The organism is Pseudomonas sp. DC1.2, assembly GCF_034351645.1.
Taxonomy (GTDB): domain Bacteria; phylum Pseudomonadota; class Gammaproteobacteria; order Pseudomonadales; family Pseudomonadaceae; genus Aquipseudomonas.
In genome coordinates, this window is sequence record NZ_CP133782.1 from 2,141,430 (window position 1) to 2,162,332 (window position 20,903).

Genomic DNA, 20,903 nt, shown 5'->3' on the forward strand with positions numbered 1-20,903 from the left:
AGTGCGTAGGACCGGTCTTCATTTCAGGCCTCTTCCAGTTCTACCAGCGCACTGCCTTCGCTGACCATCTCGCCTTCCCGGCAAAACAGCGCCTTGATCACGCCGGCATGAGGTGCGCGGATGCTGTGCTCCATCTTCATCGCTTCCAGCACCACCAGTTGCGCACCGGCTTCGACCGTTTGCCCGGCCTCCACCAGTACCCGCACGATGCTGCCATTCATTGGTGCGCTAAGGCCGCCTTGATGACTGTGGTTGGCTTCGACAGCGCCTATCGGGTCGTAGGATTCGATGCGGCGCAGCTCGCCGTCCCATTGCAGATACAGTAGGGCGCCACGACGGATTGCCCGATGCTGGCGCCGCTGCCCATTTTGCTCGACCCATAGGTGTTCGCCCTTGAGTTGTGCGCCGCTCACCGTACCCAACGTCAGCGCGCGGTTCTGGCCCTCGCAACTCAAATGCAGGGTGATTTCCTTGGGCAGTCCTGCTCGAAAACCACTGTTAATAGCCCATGGCGAAGCCGGGTCATCGGCACGGGGCAGTCCTGGCAGGCTTTGCGCAAATGCTTGTGCTGACGCTTGCCAGAACTCATCACTGAAGTCAGCAGAAGCTGGCAGCAGTTGCGCCTGATAACGCGGAATAAACCCGGTATCGAGTTCTGCCGCCGCAAACGCCGGATGACCGACGATCCGGCGCAGGAAGTTGATGTTGGTCTTGAGGCCGCCGATCGCGAACTCATCGAGCATGGTCAATAACCGCAGGCGCGCCTGTTCACGATTCTCCCCCCAGGCAATCAGCTTGCCGAGCATTGGGTCGTAGAACGGTGAAATTTCGTCGCCTTCTTCAACACCGCTGTCCACCCGGCGGCCAGGGCCCTCTGCCGACTCACGATACAGTTCCAGTCGCCCGGTCGCCGGCAGAAAATCATTGCCCGGGTCTTCGGCATATAGCCGCACTTCGATGGCATGGCCGATCAGCGGGACTTGCGCCTGGGTCATCGGCAGCGCTTCACCGAGCGCTACCCGAATTTGCCACGCCACCAGGTCGAGACCGGTGATGGCTTCGGTGACGGGGTGTTCCACCTGTAAGCGCGTGTTCATCTCCATGAAGAAGAACTCGCCCCGCGAGTCCAGCAAAAACTCCACAGTGCCCGCGCCAACATAGCCGATGGCTTGCGCCGACCTTACAGCAGCCTCGCCCATCGCTTGACGCAACTGCGGACTCAAGCCAGGCGCGGGTGCTTCTTCAACGACTTTCTGGTGACGGCGCTGGATCGAGCAGTCACGTTCGTTGAGATACAGGCAGTTGCCGTGTTGATCGGCGAATACCTGAATTTCCACATGGCGAGGCTTGAGCAGGTACTTCTCTACCAGCATTCGCGAATCGCCGAACGATGATTGCGCTTCGCGCTGGGCTGAGGCCAGGGCTTCGGCCAATTGGCTGACGTCCTCAACCACTTTCATGCCTTTGCCGCCCCCCCCAGCAGTCGCCTTGAGCAACACCGGATAACCGATGCGTGCGCAGGCGTCGCGGAAAGTGTCGAGGTCCTGGGCTTCACCGTGATAGCCCGGCACCAGCGGTACGCCAGCGGTTTCCATCAGCGCTTTGGCGGCGGACTTGCTGCCCATCGCATCGATGGCCGAGGCGGGTGGTCCGAGGAAAATCAGGCCGGCGGCTTCGATCGCACGCGCGAACCCGGCGTTCTCCGACAGAAAACCGTAGCCGGGGTGAATCGCTTGCGCACCGCTGGCCTTGGCGGCGGCAATCAGTTTGTCGATTTTCAGGTAACTGTCGGCGGCTTTGCTTCCACCCAGGTCGACGCGGATGTCCGCTTCGCGGCTGTGCCTAGCGTCGCGGTCGGTGGCGCTATGCACCGCGACAGTGGTCAGGCCCAAGGCCTTGGCGGTACGCATCACTCGACAAGCGATTTCGCCACGGTTGGCCACCAGCAGGGTGGTGAGAACAGGTGTGCTCATCAACGTGGCTCCTTGGGGGTAGTTGCGGCTTGCCAGTTCGGCGGACGTTTTTGCAGAAACGCACGCAAGCCCTCTTGGCCTTCGGGACTGACGCGGATACGTGCGATGGCATTTTCGGTGTAGCGCCGCAGCGCCGGGGTCAGCGCGCCGTTGCCGACTTCACGCAGCAATTCTTTGCTGACGCGCATGGCCGCCGGGCTGTTAAGCAGCAGGTTGTCGATCCACTGTTCCACTGTTTGCTCCAGCTCAGCCGCAGGATAGCTGTCTGAAAGCAAGCCTATTTCCCGCGCCCGTTGCCCGCCGAATCGCTCGGCGGTCAGCGCATAGCGCCGCGCCGCGCGCTCGCCGATGGCCTGCACGACAAACGGACTGATCACCGCCGGCGCTAGACCGATACGCACTTCCGATAGGCAGAACTGCGCATCATCGGCGCCGATGGCCATGTCGCAGCAACTGATTAGCCCCAGGGCGCCGCCATAGGCGGCGCCTTGCACCACCGCCAGGGTCGGAACTTTTAGCTTGGCGAGGTTGTACATCAGTTCTGCCAGTTCCCGGGCGTCGTCGAGATTGGTGTGGTAATCGAGTTCGGCCGATTGTTGCATCCAGGCCAGGTCTGCACCGGCGCTGAAATGTTTACCGCGTCCGCGCAGCAGCAAAAAACGCACGCTGGCATCGCTCGATACTTTTTCCAGGGCGAGGATCAGTTCGCGGATCATCTCAGCGTTGAAGGCGTTGTTCTTTTCTTCACGGCTGAGCCAAAGGGTCGCGAAGCCCCGTGGGTCGATTAGCAGTTCGAGGGTATTGAAGTCGTTCATGATGTTTTCTCGATCACATCCGGAACACGCCGAAGCGGCTCGGTTCGATGGGCGCGTTCAGCGACGCGGACAAGGCCAGGGCCAGTAAGTCGCGGGTCTGTGCGGGGTCGATGACGCCGTCGTCCCACAGGCGTGCGCTGGAATAGTAGGGATGGCCCTGTTCTTCGTATTGATCGAGGATCGGTTGCTTGATCTCGGCTTCCTGCTCGGCACTAAAGCCCTGGCCATTGCGCTCGGCCTGCTCGCGCTTGACCTGCACCAAGACCCCTGCGGCTTGCTCGGCGCCCATTACACCGATGCGTGCGTTTGGCCACATCCACAGGAAGCGTGGATCGTAAGCGCGGCCGCACATGCCGTAGTTACCCGCGCCGAAGCTGCCGCCGATGATCACGGTGAATTTCGGCACCTTGGCGCACGCTACGGCCGTCACCAGTTTCGCGCCGTGTTTGGCGATGCCGCCGGCCTCGTACTTCTGACCGACCATGAACCCGGTGATGTTTTGCAGGAACAGCAAGGGAATGCCGCGCTGACAGGCCAGTTCGATGAAGTGCGCACCTTTCTGTGCGGCCTCGGCGAAGAGGATGCCGTTGTTGGCGAGGATTGCGATTGGATAACCGTGCAAGTGGGCAAAGCCACAGACCAGCGTGGCCCCGAACAACGCCTTGAACTCATCGAACACCGAACCGTCCACCAGCCGTGCAATCACTTCGCGGACGTCGAACGGCTGTTTGGCATCAGCCGGGACCACGCCGTATAGCTCGTCACTGGCGTACAGCGGCGCGACAGGGACACGTTGTTGCAGTTCGCCGAGTTTGCGCCAGTTGAGGTTGGCGACACTGCGTCGGGCAATGGCCAACGCGTGTTCATCGCTTTCGGCGTAGTGGTCGGCAACCCCGGAAATCCTGCAATGCACATCGGCGCCGCCCAGCTCTTCGGCGCTGACCACTTCACCTGTCGCCGCTTTTACCAGCGGCGGCCCGGCGAGAAAAATCGTTGCCTGGTGGCGGACCATGATGGCTTCGTCGGCCATGGCCGGCACATAGGCACCCCCGGCGGTGCAGGAGCCCATGACCACGGCGATCTGCGCAATGCCCATGGCGCTCATGTTGGCTTGGTTGAAAAAAATTCGGCCGAAGTGCTCGCGGTCCGGGAACACTTCATCCTGACGCGGTAGGTTGGCGCCGCCGGAGTCCACCAGATAGATACACGGCAAGCGGTTTTGCTGGGCGATGGTCTGGGCGCGCAGGTGTTTTTTCACCGTCAGTGGGTAGTACGAGCCACCTTTCACCGTGGCATCGTTGGCGACGATCATGCACTCGACGCCTTCCACTCGGCCAATCCCGGCAATTACACCAGCGGCCGGAACGTCTTCACCGTACACCGCGTAGGCCGCCAGTTGGCTGATCTCCAAAAACGGCGAGCCCGGATCAAGCAGGTGATTGATACGCTCGCGAGGCAGCAATTTTCCACGGGAAGTGTGGCGTTCCTGGGCTTTTGGGCCGCCCCCTTGCTGCACGTGTGCGAGCAGGGTACGCAGGGCCTCTACTTGTTTGAGCATCGCCGTGCTGTTGGCTGCGAACTCTGCCGAACGGGGGTTGAGCTGGGTATGCAGGATAGCCATGGACAGCTCCGTTTAGCGGGTTTCGTTGAAGAGTTCGCGACCGATGAGCATGCGACGAATCTCACTGGTGCCGGCGCCGATTTCATACAGTTTGGCGTCACGCAGCAGGCGCCCGGCCGGGAATTCGTTGATGTAGCCATTGCCACCCAGAATCTGAATCGCGTCCAGAGCCATTTGGGTGGCTCGTTCTGCGCTGTAGAGAATCACGCCAGCGGCGTCCTTGCGCGTGGTTTCACCGCGCTCGCAAGCCTGTGCCACCGCGTAAAGGTAGGCTCGGCTAGCGTTGAGCTGGGTGTACATGTCGGCGACTTTGCCCTGGATCAGCTGGAATTCCCCGATGCTCTGGCCGAACTGTTTGCGGTCATGGATGTACGGGACGATCAGGTCCATGCAGGCCTGCATAATCCCGGTCGGACCGCCTGAAAGCACCACGCGCTCGTAGTCGAGGCCACTCATCAGCACTCTCACGCCGCCGTTGAGCACGCCGAGGATGTTTTCTTCCGGTACATGCACATCATCGAAAAACAGTTCGCAGGTGTTTGAGCCGCGCATGCCGAGCTTGTCGAATTTTTTGCTGCGGCTGAAGCCTTTCGAGTCACGTTCAACGATGAACGCGGTGATGCCGTGGGCACCCTTGTCGAGGTCGGTCTTGGCGTAGATCACATAGGTGTTGGCGTCGGGGCCGTTGGTGATCCAGGTCTTGCTGCCGTTGAGGACATACTGATCGCCGCGTTTGTCGGCACGAAGTTTCATCGAGACCACGTCGGAACCAGCATTCGGTTCGCTCATGGCCAACGCCCCAATGTGCTCACCGCTGATCAATTTCGGCAGGTACTTGGTTTTCTGCTCGTGAGTGCCGTTGCGATTGATCTGATTGACGCAGAGGTTGGAATGGGCGCCGTAGGAGAGAGCAACGGAGGCCGAGCCCCGGCTGATTTCTTCCATGGCTACCACGTGCGCCAGGTAACCCAGGCCCGCGCCGCCGTACTCTTCCGGCACGGTAATGCCGAGCAAGCCCATGTCGCCGAACTTGCACCACAGGTCGGCTGGGAACAGGTTGTCGATGTCGATTTGAGCGGCGCGCGGGGCGATCTCTTTGCCGACGAAGGACTGTACCTGATCGCGCAGCATGTCGATGGTTTCACCGAGGGCGAAGTTCAGGGATGGGTAGCTCATGGGTCACCTTTTGATTTTTTGTTGGGTGGAGAACGCCGTGCTTTGGCTTTCACCTTGACGTTAACGTAAGCCTGCAAACAAACGCTGTCAATCACCCTTTACGTTAACGTCAACTTAGGCGAGAGTAGAGCCCGTTCAAGATAGAAAAGCGGACCCATCCTGTGGGAACAAGCTTGCTCGCGAAAGCATCGGATCAGTCGACATCACTGTTGAATGTGCGTCAGGCACGCTCCCACACGTGACCGGCGGCGGCCCATAAATAAAGACAATAGGGGGCGTCATGAATCAACCCAGTGCAAGCCCGCAACGCAGCTATACCCGAGGTTCCCAGGACAAGGCCTTGCTGACGATGACCATCGGCGAGGCGTTCGATCACACCGTCGCGCACTACCCGCACGGGGACGCACTGGTGGTGCGCCATCAGCACATACGCTATAGCTGGCGGCAATTGTCAGACGCCGTCGATCTTCACGCCCGAGCCCTGCTGGCGCTGGGTTTGCAGACCGGTGACCGCCTCGGCATCTGGGCGCCGAACTGCGCCCAGTGGTGCATCAGCCAATTCGCCAGCGCGAAAATCGGCGTGATTCTGGTCAACATTAATCCCGCCTACCGCAGCTCTGAACTTGATTACGTGTTGAAGCAGTCTGGCTGTCAGTGGCTGGTATGTGCAGGGGCCTTCAAGACCTCCAACTATCACGCCATGCTGCAAGGGTTGCTGCCGGAGCTGGCGGAGCAATCCATTGGCCATTTACACAGTGAGCGCTTGCCGGAGTTGCGCGGGGTGATTAGCCTCGATGCGCAGCCACCCTCGGGCTTCCTGCCGTGGTCGCAACTGGCGGATGTAGCGGCCAGCGTCTCGGTCGCTCGGTTGGACGAACGTCAGCGCAGTCTGCATTTCGATCAGCCCGTTAACCTCCAGTACACCTCCGGCACCACCGGTTTTCCCAAGGGTGCCACCCTCAGTCACTACAACATTCTCAACAACGGTTACATGGTGGGCGAAAGTCTGGGCCTGACCGCCAATGATCGGCTGGTCATCCCGGTGCCGCTGTATCACTGCTTTGGCATGGTCATGGGCAACCTCGGCTGTGTGACTCACGGCAGTACGATGATTTACCCCAGCGATGCCTTCGATCCGCTTCTGACTCTGCTCGCCGTTGACGAAGAAAAAGCCACCGCGCTGTATGGCGTACCGACCATGTTCATCGCGATACTCGATCAACCTCGGCGCGCCGAATTCAATCTGTCGACCCTGCGTACCGGCATCATGGCCGGGGCCACGTGCCCTATCGAGGTGATGCGTCGAGTCATCAGCGACCTGCACATGAGTGAAGTGCAAATTGCCTACGGCATGACGGAAACCAGTCCGGTGTCTTTGCAGACCGGTCCGTCAGACGAATTGGAATTACGCGTCACCACGGTCGGTCGCACCCAGCCGCAGCTGGAAAGCCAGATTCTCGACGAGGCCGGTAACGTGGTTCCTCGCGGTACAGTCGGTGAGTTGTGTACTCGGGGTTACAGCGTGATGCTCGGTTACTGGAATAACCCGCAAGGCACACGCGACGCCATCGATGAGGCCGGCTGGATGCACACCGGTGACTTGGCGACCATGAATGAAGAGGGTTATGTCTGCATCGCCGGGCGTAACAAGGACATGATCATCCGTGGCGGTGAGAATATTTACCCGCGAGAGTTGGAAGAGTTCTTTTTTACTCACCCGGCCATCGCGGATGTGCAAGTGATCGGCATTCCCTGCTCACGCTACGGTGAAGAGATCGTTGCCTGGGTCAAGTTTCACCCCGGCCACAGTGCTACCGAAGAGGAGTTGAAAACCTGGTGCAAGGCGCGTATCGCGCACTTCAAGACGCCGCGATACTTCAAGTTCGTGGAAGAGTTTCCGATGACTGTGACCGGCAAAATCCAAAAATTCCGGATGCGTGAGATCAGTATCGAGGAACTCAAAGCGATACCGTAGGAACCGGTTTTGCTGAACGCAGCAGCGAGAGAATGCTACGGTTGCCGGCGCACGGCGACGTTGTGAAAACTACTCGCTCACCCGGCTGCGCAACCGAAGCGCCCGAGAATTCACGGTCAAGACCGGCGGCGGTGTAAAGACTTGCATTGCTATGAGGGGCGGGGACACTGACGGCGAGATTTCATGCGTTTAGTGCAGGTCATCCGACACTTCACCACTGACCGACGATGCTGCCCAGTATCCGGATGAGAGAAAGCACAAAAGGGAGCCGAAGCTCCCCTTTAATTTGTCGTTGCGTGCTCTTTTTTATTATTGAGGGGCGGCCTATTGTTGTTTTTGGCAGCCGTTGCCCTTTACCACTGTTTTTGTCGATCCCCATCCGGGATCAAGAGCAAACGTATTTTTTTGAGCGCTGATTTGCTTTTTCGCTGAACGATCCAACCAGTTCGGGGGGCTACCTGACGGTAGTTTTATTGTTCTCTGCCCGGTTGCGGGTCACTTCGAAAAGCACCCTGAAAAGCACATCTTCTCCAAAAAAATCTGTTAGCTGCGTCTCTGCCGTGTTGTTCTTGTTATGTCAGAGTCGTTACGTCTTATTTTTATTGGTTTGCTGCTTTTTATTCTTGTTATGCCATAGAGATAGCAGAAGCCGTGCCAACTTTTAAATATCCTTTAAAAACAATTACTTGTGATTTTTTGTGGTTCTTCCGATCTGTTCAAGACAGGCATTTTGTTTCCGTGTTACTCGTTTGTACCCGCACCTCAGACATAGCGGTAACACCCGGACACATCCGCCTACTCATTGACTGCTTCGAGCCTTGGCTACGCGCGAGCCCGTCGAGCGGCCCAGTACATTGCAAATCTGCTGGCCAGCCAGAATCAAGGCGTCGAGGTCGATACCGGTCTCTATACCCAGGCCGTTGAGCAGGTACACCACGTCTTCGGTCGCGACGTTACCGCTGGCGCCTTTGGCATAAGGGCAGCCGCCGAGGCCGGCGATGGAGCTGTCGAACACCGCTATGCCTTCAAGCAGGCTGGCGTAAATGTTGGCCATGGCCTGGCCATAAGTGTCGTGGAAGTGTCCGGCCAGTTTGTTTCGCGGCACATCAGCCGCGACCACTTCAAACATCTTGCGGGTCGCGCCTGCGGTGCCGGTGCCGATGGTGTCACCCAGCGAGACTTCGTAGCAGCCCATGGCGTAAAGCTCGCGGGCAACCAGCGCCACCCGTTCCGGCGCGATGTGACCCTCATAGGGACAGCCCAATACGCAGGACACGTAACCACGCACGCTCACGCCGTGCTGTTTGGCGGCGTCCATGATCGGCACGAAGCGCGCAAGGCTTTCGCTGATCGAGCAGTTGATGTTGCGTTGGGAGAACGCTTCGGACGCGGCGGCGAACACGGCGACTTCCTTGACCCCGGCGGCAATGGCATCTTCGAACCCGCGCAGGTTCGGTGCCAATGCGCCGTAGGTCACACCGGGCTTGCGCTGAATCTGCGCGAAGACGTCGGCGGACCCGGCCATCTGTGGCACCCACTTGGGTGACACGAAACTGCCGACCTCTATATAGCCCAGCCCCGCGCCGCTAAGGGCATCGACCAGTTGCACCTTATCGGCGACGCTGATGGGCAGGGCTTCATTTTGCAGGCCATCGCGGGGGCCGACTTCGATCAGGCGTACCTGGGAGGGGAGTGACATAAGCAATTTCACCTGTGTTAGAGATCCTTGCCCCGCAGAGTATGGGAAGGATCAAACGATCAATTACTCAATCGGTTGCTGGTTTTTGATCGTCTGTTCCAGCGCCTGCGTGCAGCGCTCCTGGGCGGTGTCCAACTCCAGTTTCATCTGTTCAATGTCGAGCATTTGCTGTTCCAGCTGTTCGCGGCGCTCGGCAATTTTGACCAGCATGGTTTGCAACTGTTTCTGATTGCCGCCGGTGGGGTCGTAGAGTTCGATCAATTCGCGGCATTCGGCCAGGGAAAAACCGATGCGCTTGCCGCGCAAGATCAGCTTTAAGCTGACCTTGTCCCTGGGTGAGTAGATGCGTTCCTGGCCACGACGCTCGGGGCTGAGCAAACCCTGCTCTTCATAAAAACGAATGGCTCGGGTGGTGATGTCGAGCTCGCGCGCGAGGTCGGAAATGCTGTAGGTCTGGCTGCTCATGAAAGCACTCGAAGAAAGTCATGACGCTAAGCTAATGTCAGCTTGACGTTTACGTCAAGCGGCTTGGGACTCGAGTGCGGCGACCGGCTTGCCCGCGAAGAGCGATCACGCAGTGCAAAGCCCTACAGCTTGTCGAGCTTCTTCTCATGCGCTGTGACCTGCTGGCATAACTCGATCATCTGCTCGCGCATCCAGCGGTTTGCCGGATCCTGATCGGTGCTTTCGTGCCAGTAGAGGTGAGTTTCCACGGGTGGCACATCGTTCACGGGCAAGCTGAAAGCGTGCAGGTCGTTACGACGGGCGAAGCGTTCCGGCACGGTCATCACCATGTCAGTCTGCTGCAACACTTGGGACGCCATCAGGTAATGCTGGGAACGCAACGCGATCTTGCGCTGAATCCCCATTTTGCCCAGCGCCAGGTCGACATGCCCCAGTCCGCTGCGGCGGCTGGAGATGTGAATATGGGTCAGCGACAGATAATCCTCGAGGGTGAATTTTTCCTTGCCCGCCAACGGATGGCCCTTGCGCATGGCGCACACGTAACGGTCTTCCATCAGCTTGACGTGGCGTACTTGCGGGTCGGTGTTGAGCGGCGCATCTACTGCAAAATCGAGGCGCCCAGCGGCCAGTTCCTTGGTGGTCTCCCGGCGTTTAGACAGGAAGCTTTCAATGATGACGGTCGGCGCGAGGCGGCGCAGACGCTGGAAGAGCGGCGGCAGGATGACCGCTTCGGTGAGGTCGGTCATGCTTATGCGGTAGGTCTTGACCGCCTGCAACGGGTTGAAAATGCGGCTTTCCTGCACCGACACCCGCAGCAGCGAAAGCGCGTTACGCACTGGACCGATGATGTTCTGGGCCATCGGGGTCGGCACCATGCCTTGGGCGGTACGCACGAACAACGGGTCGTTGAAGGTCTCGCGCAGGCGGGCCAGAGCGTTCGAGACTGCGGGCTGAGTAATGCCGACAATCTGCCCGGCGCGGGTCAGGTTGGCTTCGGTGTAGATCGCGTCGAAGACGATGAAAAGGTTGAGGTCGACCTTGCTCAGATTCATTACGCGGCTCTCTTGTTGTAGGGGCGGTTTTAGCCTGGGCGATCAGCCGATCATATATCGGTGATGAATGTTAATACACGCCGAGAATAGGCTAGGTAAATTATCAGCGCTGTTCTAGCATCGATTGCATGACCTAAACAACCTCTCCCAAGAAGGTAGCTGCTCATGGATTTCGCGTATTCGCCCAAGGTTCAGGAACTGCGTGAGCGCGTCACTGCGTTCATGGACACCTACGTTTACCCTGCTGAAGCGGTGTTTGAGCGTCAGGTCGCCGAAGGCGATCGCTGGCAGCCGACCGCGATCATGGAAGAACTCAAACTCAAGGCCAAGGCCGAAGGATTGTGGAACCTGTTCCTGCCTGAGTCCGAACTCGGTGCGGGCCTGACCAACCTTGAATACGCGCCGCTGGCCGAAATCATGGGCCGCTCGTTGCTCGGTCCTGAGCCGTTCAACTGCTCCGCGCCCGATACCGGCAACATGGAAGTGTTGGTGCGCTACGCCAATGAAGAACAGAAGCAGCGTTATCTCGAACCACTGTTGCGCGGCGAGATTCGCTCGGCGTTCGCCATGACCGAGCCTGATGTCGCCTCGTCCGACGCCACCAACATGGCGGCCCGCGCCGTGCGTGATGGCGACCAATGGGTGATCAATGGCAAAAAATGGTGGACCTCAGGCGCTTGCGACCCACGTTGCAAGATCCTGATCTTCATGGGCTTGAGCAACCCCGACGCGCCGCGTCATGCCCAGCATTCAATGATTCTGGTACCGGTGGATGCCCCAGGCGTGAAGATTGTCCGTCCGTTGCCGGTGTTCGGTTACGACGACGCACCCCATGGTCATGCGGAGGTGTTGTTTGAGAATGTACGCGTGCCCTATGAAAATGTTCTGCTGGGTGAGGGGCGCGGTTTTGAAATTGCTCAGGGGCGCCTTGGGCCGGGACGGATTCACCACTGCATGCGCTCGGTTGGCATGGCCGAGCGTGCGCTGGAGTTGATGTGCAAACGTGCGGTGAGCCGCACGGCATTCGGCAAACCCTTGGCGCGGTTGGGCGGCAATATCGACAAGATCGCCGACTCGCGAATGGAAATCGACATGGCAAGGCTGCTGACGTTGAAAGCGGCGTACATGATGGACACCGTGGGCAACAAAGTGGCGAAAAGTGAAATCGCCCAGATCAAAGTGGTTGCACCCAATGTGGCCTTGCGGGTGATTGATCGAGCGATCCAGATTCATGGCGGGGCAGGGGTGTCCAACGACTTTCCGCTGGCTTACATGTACGCGATGCAGCGCACTCTGCGCCTGGCCGACGGTCCGGACGAAGTGCATCGCGCGGCGATTGGCAAGTTCGAAATCGGCAAGTACGTGCCGAAAGAGATGATGCGTAGCAGTCATTAAGACCTGTAGATCGTTCTCACTTTGCACGTGGGAACGATCGGCTGGCTCAATACACCCAAACCTCAACCCGCCGATTTTTGATCCGACCTTCATCCGCGCTATTGGCGGCCACCGGCATCTCTGCGCCAAAACCGCGTATCTCGCGGAACACCACGCCGCTTTTTACCAGTTCCCGCCGCACCGCCATCGCCCGCAACTTCGACAGCAAATCAGCGCGTGCCGGGTCGCTTTTGGCGTCGCCGAACCCGACTAGCGTGACCTCCCGATTGGTTTTGTCGTGCTGCTTTATATAGTCGAGCACCCGGGGTAGGTCTTGTCTGGCCTTGTTATCGAGGATCGCGCTGCCTTCTTCGAAACGAAAATTCACCGTCAAACGCTGCGCATGACGGCTTAAGGCCTGATACCCCTCGGGCATCAGTGCGTTTGGCGTGACGGCCATGGCGTGTACGGTCTGGGCGATAAAACCACTGGCCGCGACGATCTCCTGTCCTTGGCTGCTTTGAGCGAACGCCACCAGTGCCTGAGCCCAAGGGTTATTCCCATTGGGTGGCAGGTAAAAGAACAACCGACGAGAGAGGGGATAGTCTTCCGTGGCAATCAGGCTGTTAAGCGGCAACATCGCCTGCGACTGACCGTCGATGATCGCCACGGCTTTGGCCTGTCGCACGTAGGGCAAACCGATAAAACCGATACCTTGAGGATCGAGGCTGACGGCGTCGGATAATTGCTCGCTGGACTCGAACCGTTTTGCCGCGCCGCTCAGCGTTTTCCCATGACTGCTCAGGACCAACTCCTTGAAGGTGTCGTAGGTGCCCGATTGATCATCGCGCGCGTAAAGATGAATCGGTCCGCCGTGGCTGCCGAGCGCTTCCCAGGTGCTGGCTTCGCCGCTGAAGATTCGGGCCAGTTGTTCGGTATTGAGCTGATTCAGCGGATTTTTTGGGTGAAGGATGATTGCCACGCCATCGATGGCAATAACTTGCTCGGCACCGGGGCCCTTCAGATCGCCCAGCGTTTTGAGGTCTGCAAGTTCCTTGTCCTTGATCGGGCGCGAGGACGCGGCTAAATCGGCATTGCCTGTTTTCAGTGCGCTGAATCCGGTGCTGGAGCCGTGGGCCGCCACCTCGATCACCACGCGGCGACCCTCGGTGGTTTGGCCGACGATGTGCAGTTCGTTAGCGGTGTCCGGGGCTTCGCTGTGAACCTTCAACAGACCTTGTTCGCGCATCAGGCCTTCGACCAGCGCCGGCCCCAAGGCTGCACCAATGGTGTTTGATCCCTGGATACGCAGCACGGAGCCTTGTTGCGGCGTCGGTAGGTCACTGGCGGTGGCCGTTAACGGCAGCCAGATGCAGGCCATCAACAGGAACAATACGCGCAGGGTCATGCCGGTACCTTTAAGGACATAGGAAGTGCCGGGAGAATAAGTCAGTAAGATTTCCGAAAGATGACAGCTGCCAATGTGTGAGCAAGCAAGCTCGTTCACACCGTTGATTTGTGCAGGTTTTACAGTCGGATCAGCTCAGTTCAAGCCAGATCGGCGCATGGTCTGACGGTTTTTCCATTCCGCGCAGTTCGTAATCCACGCCCGCATCCTTCACCCGTGGTAGCAAGCCGTGGGACGCCATGATCAAGTCGATCCGCAGACCACGCTTGGGCTCATCTTCGAATCCGCGACTACGGTAGTCGAACCAACTGAAACGGTCGGTAACGTCCGGATACAGATGTCGGAAGCTGTCCACCAACCCCCAGTTCTTGAGGCGGGCCATCCACTCGCGCTCTTCCGGCAGGAAGCTGCACTTGCCGGTTTTCAGCCAGCGTTTCATGTTGTCCGGGCCAATACCGATGTCGCAATCTTGCGGTGAAATATTCACGTCGCCCATCACCACCAGCGCCTGGTCATTGCTGAACTGGCTTTCCAGCAGGTGCTGCAAATCGTTATAGAAGCGCTGTTTGGCCGGGAATTTGGTCGGGTGATCGCGGCTTTCGCCCTGTGGGAAATAGCCGTTCATGATCGTCACCGGCACGCCATTCTCGTCGGCGAAGGTGCCCCAGATGAAACGCCGCTGAGCGTCTTCTTCATCGGTGGCGAAGCCTTTGTGCAGTGCAAGCGGTTCCTGACGCGAGAGCAGCGCGACGCCGTAGTGACCTTTCTGCCCATGGAAATACACGTGGTAGCCCAGCGCCTGAACCTCTGCCAGTGGGAACTGGTCGTCATGCACCTTGGTTTCCTGGAGGCCAATGACATCCGGCTGGTGCTTTTCGATCAGCGCTGCCAACTGATGAGGGCGAGCGCGCAGCCCGTTGATGTTGAAGGAGACGATCTTCATGGTCGGCAGTCCTGGCAAAAGCGCGATGCTAGCTGACATGTAGGCAACGGGCCAGTGCGGGGTGAGGGAATGAGTGCTGGGCAGTCAGTCCTGTGCCTTCAGCTATGGCCGCTTTGCAAGCAGGTTATGGTCTATACCTTGTGGGAGCGAGCGTGTTCCGGGCGGTGAATCGACGAAGAGGCCCGTGCGGCCCCTACTGATTCGGATCAACAGGGAACTGTGACAGCGCTATTAGGCTCGTAACCAGAAGAGTGCCGTCATTTAACGGTGCCCCGGGGAGATTTACCGCAATGCCTGAAACCTCGACTGCCATCGCCGATATCCACTTGCTCGACAGCGGCTACAGCCGCGAAGCGCGTTCCTTGTTGTATCAGGCCTACCGCCATGAACCGACCTTCGGCTACCTGCTTGAGGCCGAGCGCGCCGGTTACGAACAGCGGGTTCGTGCCACCGTGCGTGAACTGGTCAAGCAACACTTTTTGCAAGACTTACCGGCCATCGGTCTGTTGGTCAACGACCGATTGATCGGCATTGCTCTGATCGCGCCACCGCAGCGGCGTCTGGGGATCACCGAAAGCTGGGCGTGGCGGTTACGCATGGTGCTGAGCACCGGGTTTCGCTGCACTCGGCGTTACCTCGAATACCACGATGCCGTGACAGCCTGCGTGCCTTCTGACGCGGTGCATGTGTTGCCACTGCTGGGGATTCACCCGCAGTTCCAGGGCAAGCACTATGGTGAGCAGTTGCTGCAAGCCGTCCACAACTGGTGCGCCGTGGATGAACATTCGCAAGGCGTGATTTTAGATACCGGGAATCCGCGCTATCTGGATTTCTATAAGCGTCAGGGTTATGAGGAAATCGGCGAGGTGGCTGTAGGGCCGATTCGCGAGCACGTATTTTTCCACGCCAATCCGCAGGTGTTACAAACAGCAATGTCTTAACGGTCGAACTTTACCTGCACCTCAGGCTCTATCACGCTCCCAAGCTCGTGATAGCATTCGCGCCTATGAAGTTCCCAGGAAGATTTACCAGTGGCGTGCTCATGCTGTTGTCGAGCTGTGCGGCGCTGGCGCAAAGTGAATTGGATGTGCGGATCAAACCGTCCAACGATGAACTGAAGGCCAATATAGAGGGCTATATCGGCAGCCTCGGCGATCGTGATGAAGAAGCGCTGCTGCGCTTCAGTCGTGGTGCCGAGGAGCAGGCGCGCAAGGCTGCTCAGGCCTTGGGTTATTACCAACCGCATATCGACAGCGAAGTGAAGGGTGGCAGCTCACCGCGCCTGACCCTGAATGTTGACCCCGGAGAGCCAGTACATCTGCGTAACGTTACCGTGCGCATCGACGGCCCTGCCGCCTCCCTTAAGGCTTTTCGTGTGCCGCCGCCCGAACTGCTCAAGCCAGGTGCGGTGCTCAATCATGGCCACTACGAAGACGCCAAGCGCCTGATCCAGAATCAGGCCTCGCGCTACGGGTTTTTCAACGGGCGTTTCACCCGTCAGACACTGTCGGTGGACCCGCGCGCGGGCGTCGCCGACATCGAGCTGATCTACGACAGCGGCCCGCGTTACTCGCTGGGCAAGGTTCAATTCGAGGGCGACACGCCGTTCGACGAGGACCTGCTGCAACGTATGGTGCCGTTCAAGGCTGGCACGCCGTATGACTCCGAACTCATTGCCGAACTCAATAGGGCCCTGCAATCCAGTGGCTATTTCGAGGCGGTGCGCGTGGACGCGGCACCGACGGCGTCCAAGGACGACGTGATCCCGGTGGCGGTTAAACTCGATACGCGCAAGCCGCGCACCATGGGGCTGGGGTTAGGTTACTCCACCGACGTTGGCCCCCGGATCAAGGCCAACTGGACCCGGCATTGGGTCAATCCGCAGGGTGACAGCTATGGTTGGGAAGCCGAACTGTCGGCACCACGGCAGAACGTCGGGGTGTTTTACGACGTGCCGCTGGACCCGCCCTTGACCGACAAATTGCGCTGGGCCGCCGGCTATCAATATGAAGACATCGCCGGCAGTGACTCCCAGAGCAAGCTGCTGACCCTCGGCCCTGAATGGCACAGCAAGTTGCCCAGTGGCTGGCAACGGGTGGTGTCGCTAAAGTGGCAGCGCGAGGAATATACCCTCGGCGATGACTCGGGGCTGAGCACGCTGTTGATGCCCGGCGTGAGCTATTCGTACCTCAAAAGCGATAACCGTATCGACCCGCACAACGGCTACCGCTTGACCTTCGAAACCAAAGTGGCCAAGGAAGGGCTGGGTTCGGACACTAATCTGGTCTACGGCACCGCGCTGGTCAAAGGGTTGACCACGGTCTTCGATAACCACCGTTTCCTTGCTCGGGTGCAGGTGGGCGGCAGCGCCACCAATGGCTATCAGTCCGTGCCGCCGTCGCTGCGCTTCTTCGCCGGTGGCGATCAGAGTGTGCGCGGTTACGACTATCAAAGCCTGTCCCCGGAAAACTCCAATGGCGACCGCATCGGTGGGCGCTACATGGTCGCCGGCAGCGTCGAATATCAATACTCCGTCGCCGAGAAATGGCGGGTCGCGACCTTCGTTGACCAAGGCAATTCCTTCAACAAGCTCGAACTGCCCAACCTCAAAACGGGTGTCGGTGTCGGCGTGCGCTGGATCTCGCCGGTAGGGCCGATTCGCCTCGACCTGGCCCACGCGCTGGACGACGACGGTGGTATTCGACTGCACTTTTCCATGGGGCCTGAGCTGTGAATCGTGGTTTGAAAATAACGTTGCTGACGATGCTGGCGTTGTTGATGCTGATCGTTTTGGCCGTGACCACGGTACTCGGCTCGGCGGCAGGCAGCCGTTGGGCGCTCGGTTTTGTACCGGGTTTGACCGTGGAGAACTTTCAGGGCCGTTTGGGCGGGCAATGGAGCGCCGATCATCTGCTGTGGCGGCAGGGCAGCAGCGAGGTTGAACTCAATAAAGTGATCTTCGCCTGGTCGCCGCTGTGCCTCACGCGCCTGACCCTGTGCATCGAGCAATTGCAGGCCGATCAGGTCAGCCTGCAATTCCCGCCGAGCGCTGAAGCAGCGAGCAGCGGCCCGATCAAACTCCCTGACTTGAAGCTGCCCCTGACCATTGAACTGGGCGACGTCAAAGTCGGCAGCCTGCTGTTCAACGGCAGCGAACAACTCAAAGGTCTGCAACTGGCCGCACACTGGACGGCCAAGGGGTTGCAGATCGACTCGGTGCAATTGCAGCGCGATGACCTGAGCCTGAACCTCTACGGTCTGTTGCAACCTGGCGGCGACTGGCCGTTGACTGCCGAAGGCACGCTAACAATGTCGAGGCCCGCACCTTGGGCGCTGGCCTTGAAGGTTGACGGCGACCTGCTGAAAACCCTGAACCTCAAAGCCGACAGCAGTGGTTACCTGAACGGGCAACTGACCGGCGAGCTGCAACCGCTGGCGGATAACCTGCCCGCCAAGGTGCGGATCACCGCTGACGGCTTTAAACCCAGCGCTGATCTACCGGACACCCTGCAACTCAATCAACTGGAGCTCACCGGCGACGGCGACCTGAAAAACGGTTACCAGTTATTCGGCAAAGCCGTGTTGCCGGCTGATAAAGGCCCGGTCGCGCTGTTGCTGCAAGGCAAGGTCGACGCCAAAGGCGCGCAGATTGCCGGGCTCGACCTGAGCGCGAGCGACAAACAAAGCCTCAAACTCACCGGCAACCTCGACTGGAGCAAAGGTTTCAGCGCCGAGGCAAAAATCGACTGGCTGGACTTCCCGTGGCATCGGCTCTATCCGCTGATCGACGAACCGCAAGTCGCGCTGCGCAGCTTCAACGGCGAAGTCTCTTACACCGACGGCAAATACCTCGGTAACTTCAAAGCCGCGCTGGATGGCCCGGCCGGGGCGTTCAGCCTGAGCAGCCCGTTCAGTGGCGACCTGACGAAAATCTACCTGCAACAATTCCAGCTCGAAGCCGGGCAGGGCAAGGCCGAAGGCCACCTGAACCTGCAATTCGCCGATGGCATCGCCTGGGACACCGCGCTCGACCTGTCAGCAATCAACCCGGCGTACTGGATGGCGGAACTGCCGGGCACGCTGGCCGGGCCGTTACGCAGCAAAGGTGAGATGAAGAATGAAAAGCTTAGCCTGACTGCCGACCTCGACTTGAAAGGCAAACTGCGCGGCCAACCCGCCGTGATCCAGGCCAAGGCGGATGGCGGCGGCGAGCAATGGAACCTCAGCGCCTTGCAAGTTCGTCTCGGCGACAACAGCATCAGCGGCAAGGGCCGCCTGCAACAGACCCTTGCCGGGCAGCTCGACATCAAGCTGCCGCGCCTGGCCCAGCTGTGGCCGCAACTGCGCGGTCAGCTCAATGGCCGGGTCGATGTCGCCGGCACGCTCAAAGCCCCGCAAGGCAAGCTTGGGCTGCAAGGCTCGCAACTGTTCTTCGAAGACAATCGCCTGCAAAGTCTCAATCTGGACGCGACCCTCGACGGTGCCCAGCGGGCGAATATCGATCTCAAGGGCAGCGGCATTCAGGCTGGCGATACTTCCCTGGGCGCCCTGACCGTTAGTGGTCAAGGCGATATCAGGCATCAGAAACTCGCCCTCGACCTGCAAGGGCCCATGCTCAAACTGGCGCTTGGACTGGATGGTGCATTGGACAAAGGCAACTGGCGCGGGCAACTGGCCAGCGGCGATATCCAGGCTGGCGGCCAGGACTGGAAGCTGCAAGGTCCGGCGAAACTTGAACGGCTGGCGGACGGCAAAATCAATTTCGGCGCCCATTGCTGGATGTCCGGCCCGGCCAGTTTGTGCGGCCAGGACCAGCGCCTGATGCCTGAGCCGAAGTTGCGGTATCACCTCAAACAGTTCCCCATCGACAGTTTGGGCCAGTGGCTGCCGAAGGATTTCGCCTGGCAGGGCAAGCTCAATGCTGACCTGCAACTGGACGTGCCAGCCAGCGGTCCGAACGGCCAGATCAGCATTGATGCCAGCGGCGGCACCCTGCGCATGAAAGAGAAAGATCAGTGGCTGGATTTCCCCTACCAGACCCTGAAACTCACCAGCAAGCTCACGCCTAAACGCATCGACACCGAATTGAACTTCGTCGGCGACAAGCTCGGGGAGTTGATGGTGCAGGCGCAGATCAACCCGTTGCCGAAGAATAAACCGCTGACCGGCTCGTTCCGCCTTAATGGCCTGGACCTCTCAGTGGCGCGGCCGTTTGTACCGATGGTGGAGAAACTCAGCGGGCGTTTGAATGGCAGCGGCACGTTGTCCGGTGGACTGCTGGCGCCACTGGTCAATGGCAATCTGCTGCTCAGCGACGGCGAGATTTCCGGTGCTGAGCTGCCGATGGACTTTCAGGCTTTGCAGCTTCAAGCGTTGATTGCGGGCGAAACCGTGCAACTGAACGGCGGCTGGAAAAGCGGCAAGACCGGGCAGGGCAGCCTCAACGGCAACATCGCCTGGGGGCAGGCACTGGTTGTGGATCTGGCGCTTAAAGGCACGCAACTGCCGGTGACTGTCGAACCTTACGCCAAACTGGAAGTGGCGCCGGACCTGAAAATTTCGATGAAAGGTGACGAACTGTCCATCGCCGGCAAAGTGTGGGTGCCGAAGGGTGAAATCACCGTGCGCGAATTGCCACCGTCGACGGTCAAAGTCTCTGACGACACAGTGATCGTTGGCCAGCAGACAGAACAAGGCAAACCGCCGATGGCCATGAAAATGGACATTGATGTGGTGGTTGGCCAAGACACGCTCAGCTTCGCCGGGTTCGGCCTGACCGCGAATCTGCAAGGCCAGGTACACATCGGCGACAACCTGGACACTCGGGGCGAGCTGTGGCTCAACGACGGTCGCTACAGTGCTTATGGCCAGCGCCTGACAGTACGTCGGGCACGTTTGTTGTTTGCCGGCCCCCTCGATCAGCCTTACCTCGACATCGAAGCGGTACGCCAGACGGACGACGTGACGGCCGGTATTCGCCTGAGCGGCAGCGCCGAGCAACCGACCACGGAAATTTTCTCGGAGCCGGCCATGAGTCAGGAGCAGGCGTTGTCCTATCTGGTACTCGGACGTCCCTTGAGTAGCAACGGTGAAGACAACAACATGCTCGCCCAGGCGGCGCTTGGCCTGGGGTTGATGGGCAGTTCTGGAGTTACCAGCGGCTTGGCCAAGGATTTGGGCATTCAGGACTTCCAGCTGGACACCCAGGGCAGCGGCACCACCACGGCCGTGGTCGCCAGCGGCAATATCTCCGAGAAACTCAGCCTGCGTTACGGCGTCGGTGTGTTCGAGCCGGCCAACACCCTTGCTTTGCGCTATAAGCTGAGCAAGAAGGTCTACCTCGAAGTCGCGAGTGGCGTGGCCAGCTCTCTGGATATTTTCTACAAGCGTGACTTCTAGCGC

Annotated in this window: 14 protein-coding genes; 5 read left to right on the plus strand and 9 right to left on the minus strand. The window is 59.2% G+C overall.

Translation table 11 applies throughout. The annotated features are described in order from the left end of the window. Positions 1-23: 23 nt before the first annotated feature. From RHM68_RS09725 to RHM68_RS09740, 4 genes are read right to left on the minus strand one after another with little or no spacing between them, the layout of a single operon-like run. Entirely contained in the window at positions 24-1,973 is a 1,950-nt protein-coding gene (locus RHM68_RS09725; RefSeq protein WP_322222342.1) for an acetyl/propionyl/methylcrotonyl-CoA carboxylase subunit alpha, read from the minus strand. After that, complete coding sequence (locus tag RHM68_RS09730) at positions 1,973-2,788, minus strand: gamma-carboxygeranoyl-CoA hydratase (protein ID WP_322222344.1); 816 nt, start codon at positions 2,786-2,788, stop codon at positions 1,973-1,975. The genes RHM68_RS09725 and RHM68_RS09730 overlap by 1 nt, the downstream gene beginning before the upstream one ends. A 13-nt stretch (positions 2,789-2,801) precedes the next feature. Beyond that, positions 2,802-4,409: a carboxyl transferase domain-containing protein gene (locus tag RHM68_RS09735; RefSeq protein WP_322222347.1), complete on the minus strand. Its 1,608-nt coding sequence runs from the start codon at positions 4,407-4,409 to the stop codon at positions 2,802-2,804. 12 nt (positions 4,410-4,421) lie between these two features. Continuing rightward, the gene (locus tag RHM68_RS09740; RefSeq protein ID WP_322222349.1) at positions 4,422-5,585 is read right to left on the minus strand and encodes an isovaleryl-CoA dehydrogenase; all 1,164 of its coding nucleotides are present in this window, start codon (positions 5,583-5,585) and stop codon (positions 4,422-4,424) included. Positions 5,586-5,865: 280 nt separating this feature from the next. Here RHM68_RS09740 and RHM68_RS09745 point away from each other — a divergent pair, with 280 nt between their 5' ends. After that, the gene (locus RHM68_RS09745) at positions 5,866-7,560 is read left to right on the plus strand and encodes an AMP-binding protein (RefSeq protein WP_322222351.1); all 1,695 of its coding nucleotides are present in this window, start codon (positions 5,866-5,868) and stop codon (positions 7,558-7,560) included. 799 nt (positions 7,561-8,359) lie between these two features. On the opposite strand, the gene RHM68_RS09750 is transcribed toward RHM68_RS09745, so the two are convergent. The 3 genes from RHM68_RS09750 to RHM68_RS09760 all read right to left on the minus strand — a co-directional run bounded on the left by RHM68_RS09750 (position 8,360) and on the right by RHM68_RS09760 (position 10,776). Further along, on the minus strand, positions 8,360-9,259 hold the full coding sequence (locus tag RHM68_RS09750; protein WP_322222353.1) for a hydroxymethylglutaryl-CoA lyase: 900 nt from the start codon (positions 9,257-9,259) through the stop codon (positions 8,360-8,362). A 63-nt stretch (positions 9,260-9,322) separates the two neighbouring features. Next, the gene (locus RHM68_RS09755) at positions 9,323-9,724 is read right to left on the minus strand and encodes a MerR family DNA-binding transcriptional regulator (RefSeq protein WP_322222355.1); all 402 of its coding nucleotides are present in this window, start codon (positions 9,722-9,724) and stop codon (positions 9,323-9,325) included. Between the two features lie 122 nt (positions 9,725-9,846). Continuing rightward, positions 9,847-10,776, minus strand: a complete 930-nt coding sequence (locus tag RHM68_RS09760) for a LysR family transcriptional regulator (RefSeq protein ID WP_322222358.1) — start codon at positions 10,774-10,776, stop codon at positions 9,847-9,849. A 165-nt stretch (positions 10,777-10,941) separates the two neighbouring features. Between RHM68_RS09760 and RHM68_RS09765 the strand changes: the two genes are divergently transcribed. Next, positions 10,942-12,171 carry an acyl-CoA dehydrogenase gene (locus RHM68_RS09765; RefSeq protein WP_322222360.1) on the plus strand — a complete coding sequence of 410 codons (1,230 nt, stop codon included), beginning with the start codon at positions 10,942-10,944 and terminating at the stop codon, positions 12,169-12,171. Positions 12,172-12,217: 46 nt separating this feature from the next. Here RHM68_RS09765 and RHM68_RS09770 read toward each other — a convergent pair whose 3' ends face one another. Further along, a complete protein-coding gene (locus RHM68_RS09770) occupies positions 12,218-13,558 on the minus strand; it encodes a phosphate ABC transporter substrate-binding/OmpA family protein (RefSeq protein ID WP_322222362.1) in 1,341 nt (446 codons plus the stop codon). Between the two features lie 130 nt (positions 13,559-13,688). Then, complete coding sequence (gene xthA, locus RHM68_RS09775) at positions 13,689-14,501, minus strand: exodeoxyribonuclease III (RefSeq protein ID WP_322222364.1); 813 nt, start codon at positions 14,499-14,501, stop codon at positions 13,689-13,691. A gap of 290 nt (positions 14,502-14,791) precedes the next feature. Between xthA and RHM68_RS09780 the strand changes: the two genes are divergently transcribed. The 3 genes from RHM68_RS09780 (at position 14,792) to RHM68_RS09790 (ending at position 20,900) form a co-directional block, all read left to right on the plus strand. Next, complete coding sequence (locus RHM68_RS09780; RefSeq protein WP_322222366.1) at positions 14,792-15,442, plus strand: GNAT family N-acetyltransferase; 651 nt, start codon at positions 14,792-14,794, stop codon at positions 15,440-15,442. A 65-nt stretch (positions 15,443-15,507) separates the two neighbouring features. After that, positions 15,508-17,235, plus strand: coding sequence for an autotransporter assembly complex family protein (locus RHM68_RS09785; RefSeq protein WP_322222368.1), 1,728 nt, complete (start codon positions 15,508-15,510; stop codon positions 17,233-17,235). Further along, positions 17,232-20,900 (plus strand): translocation/assembly module TamB domain-containing protein, encoded by a 3,669-nt coding sequence (locus tag RHM68_RS09790; RefSeq protein ID WP_322222370.1) that lies wholly within the window; start codon positions 17,232-17,234, stop codon positions 20,898-20,900. The genes RHM68_RS09785 and RHM68_RS09790 overlap by 4 nt, the downstream gene beginning before the upstream one ends. The last annotated feature ends 3 nt before the right edge of the window (positions 20,901-20,903 follow it).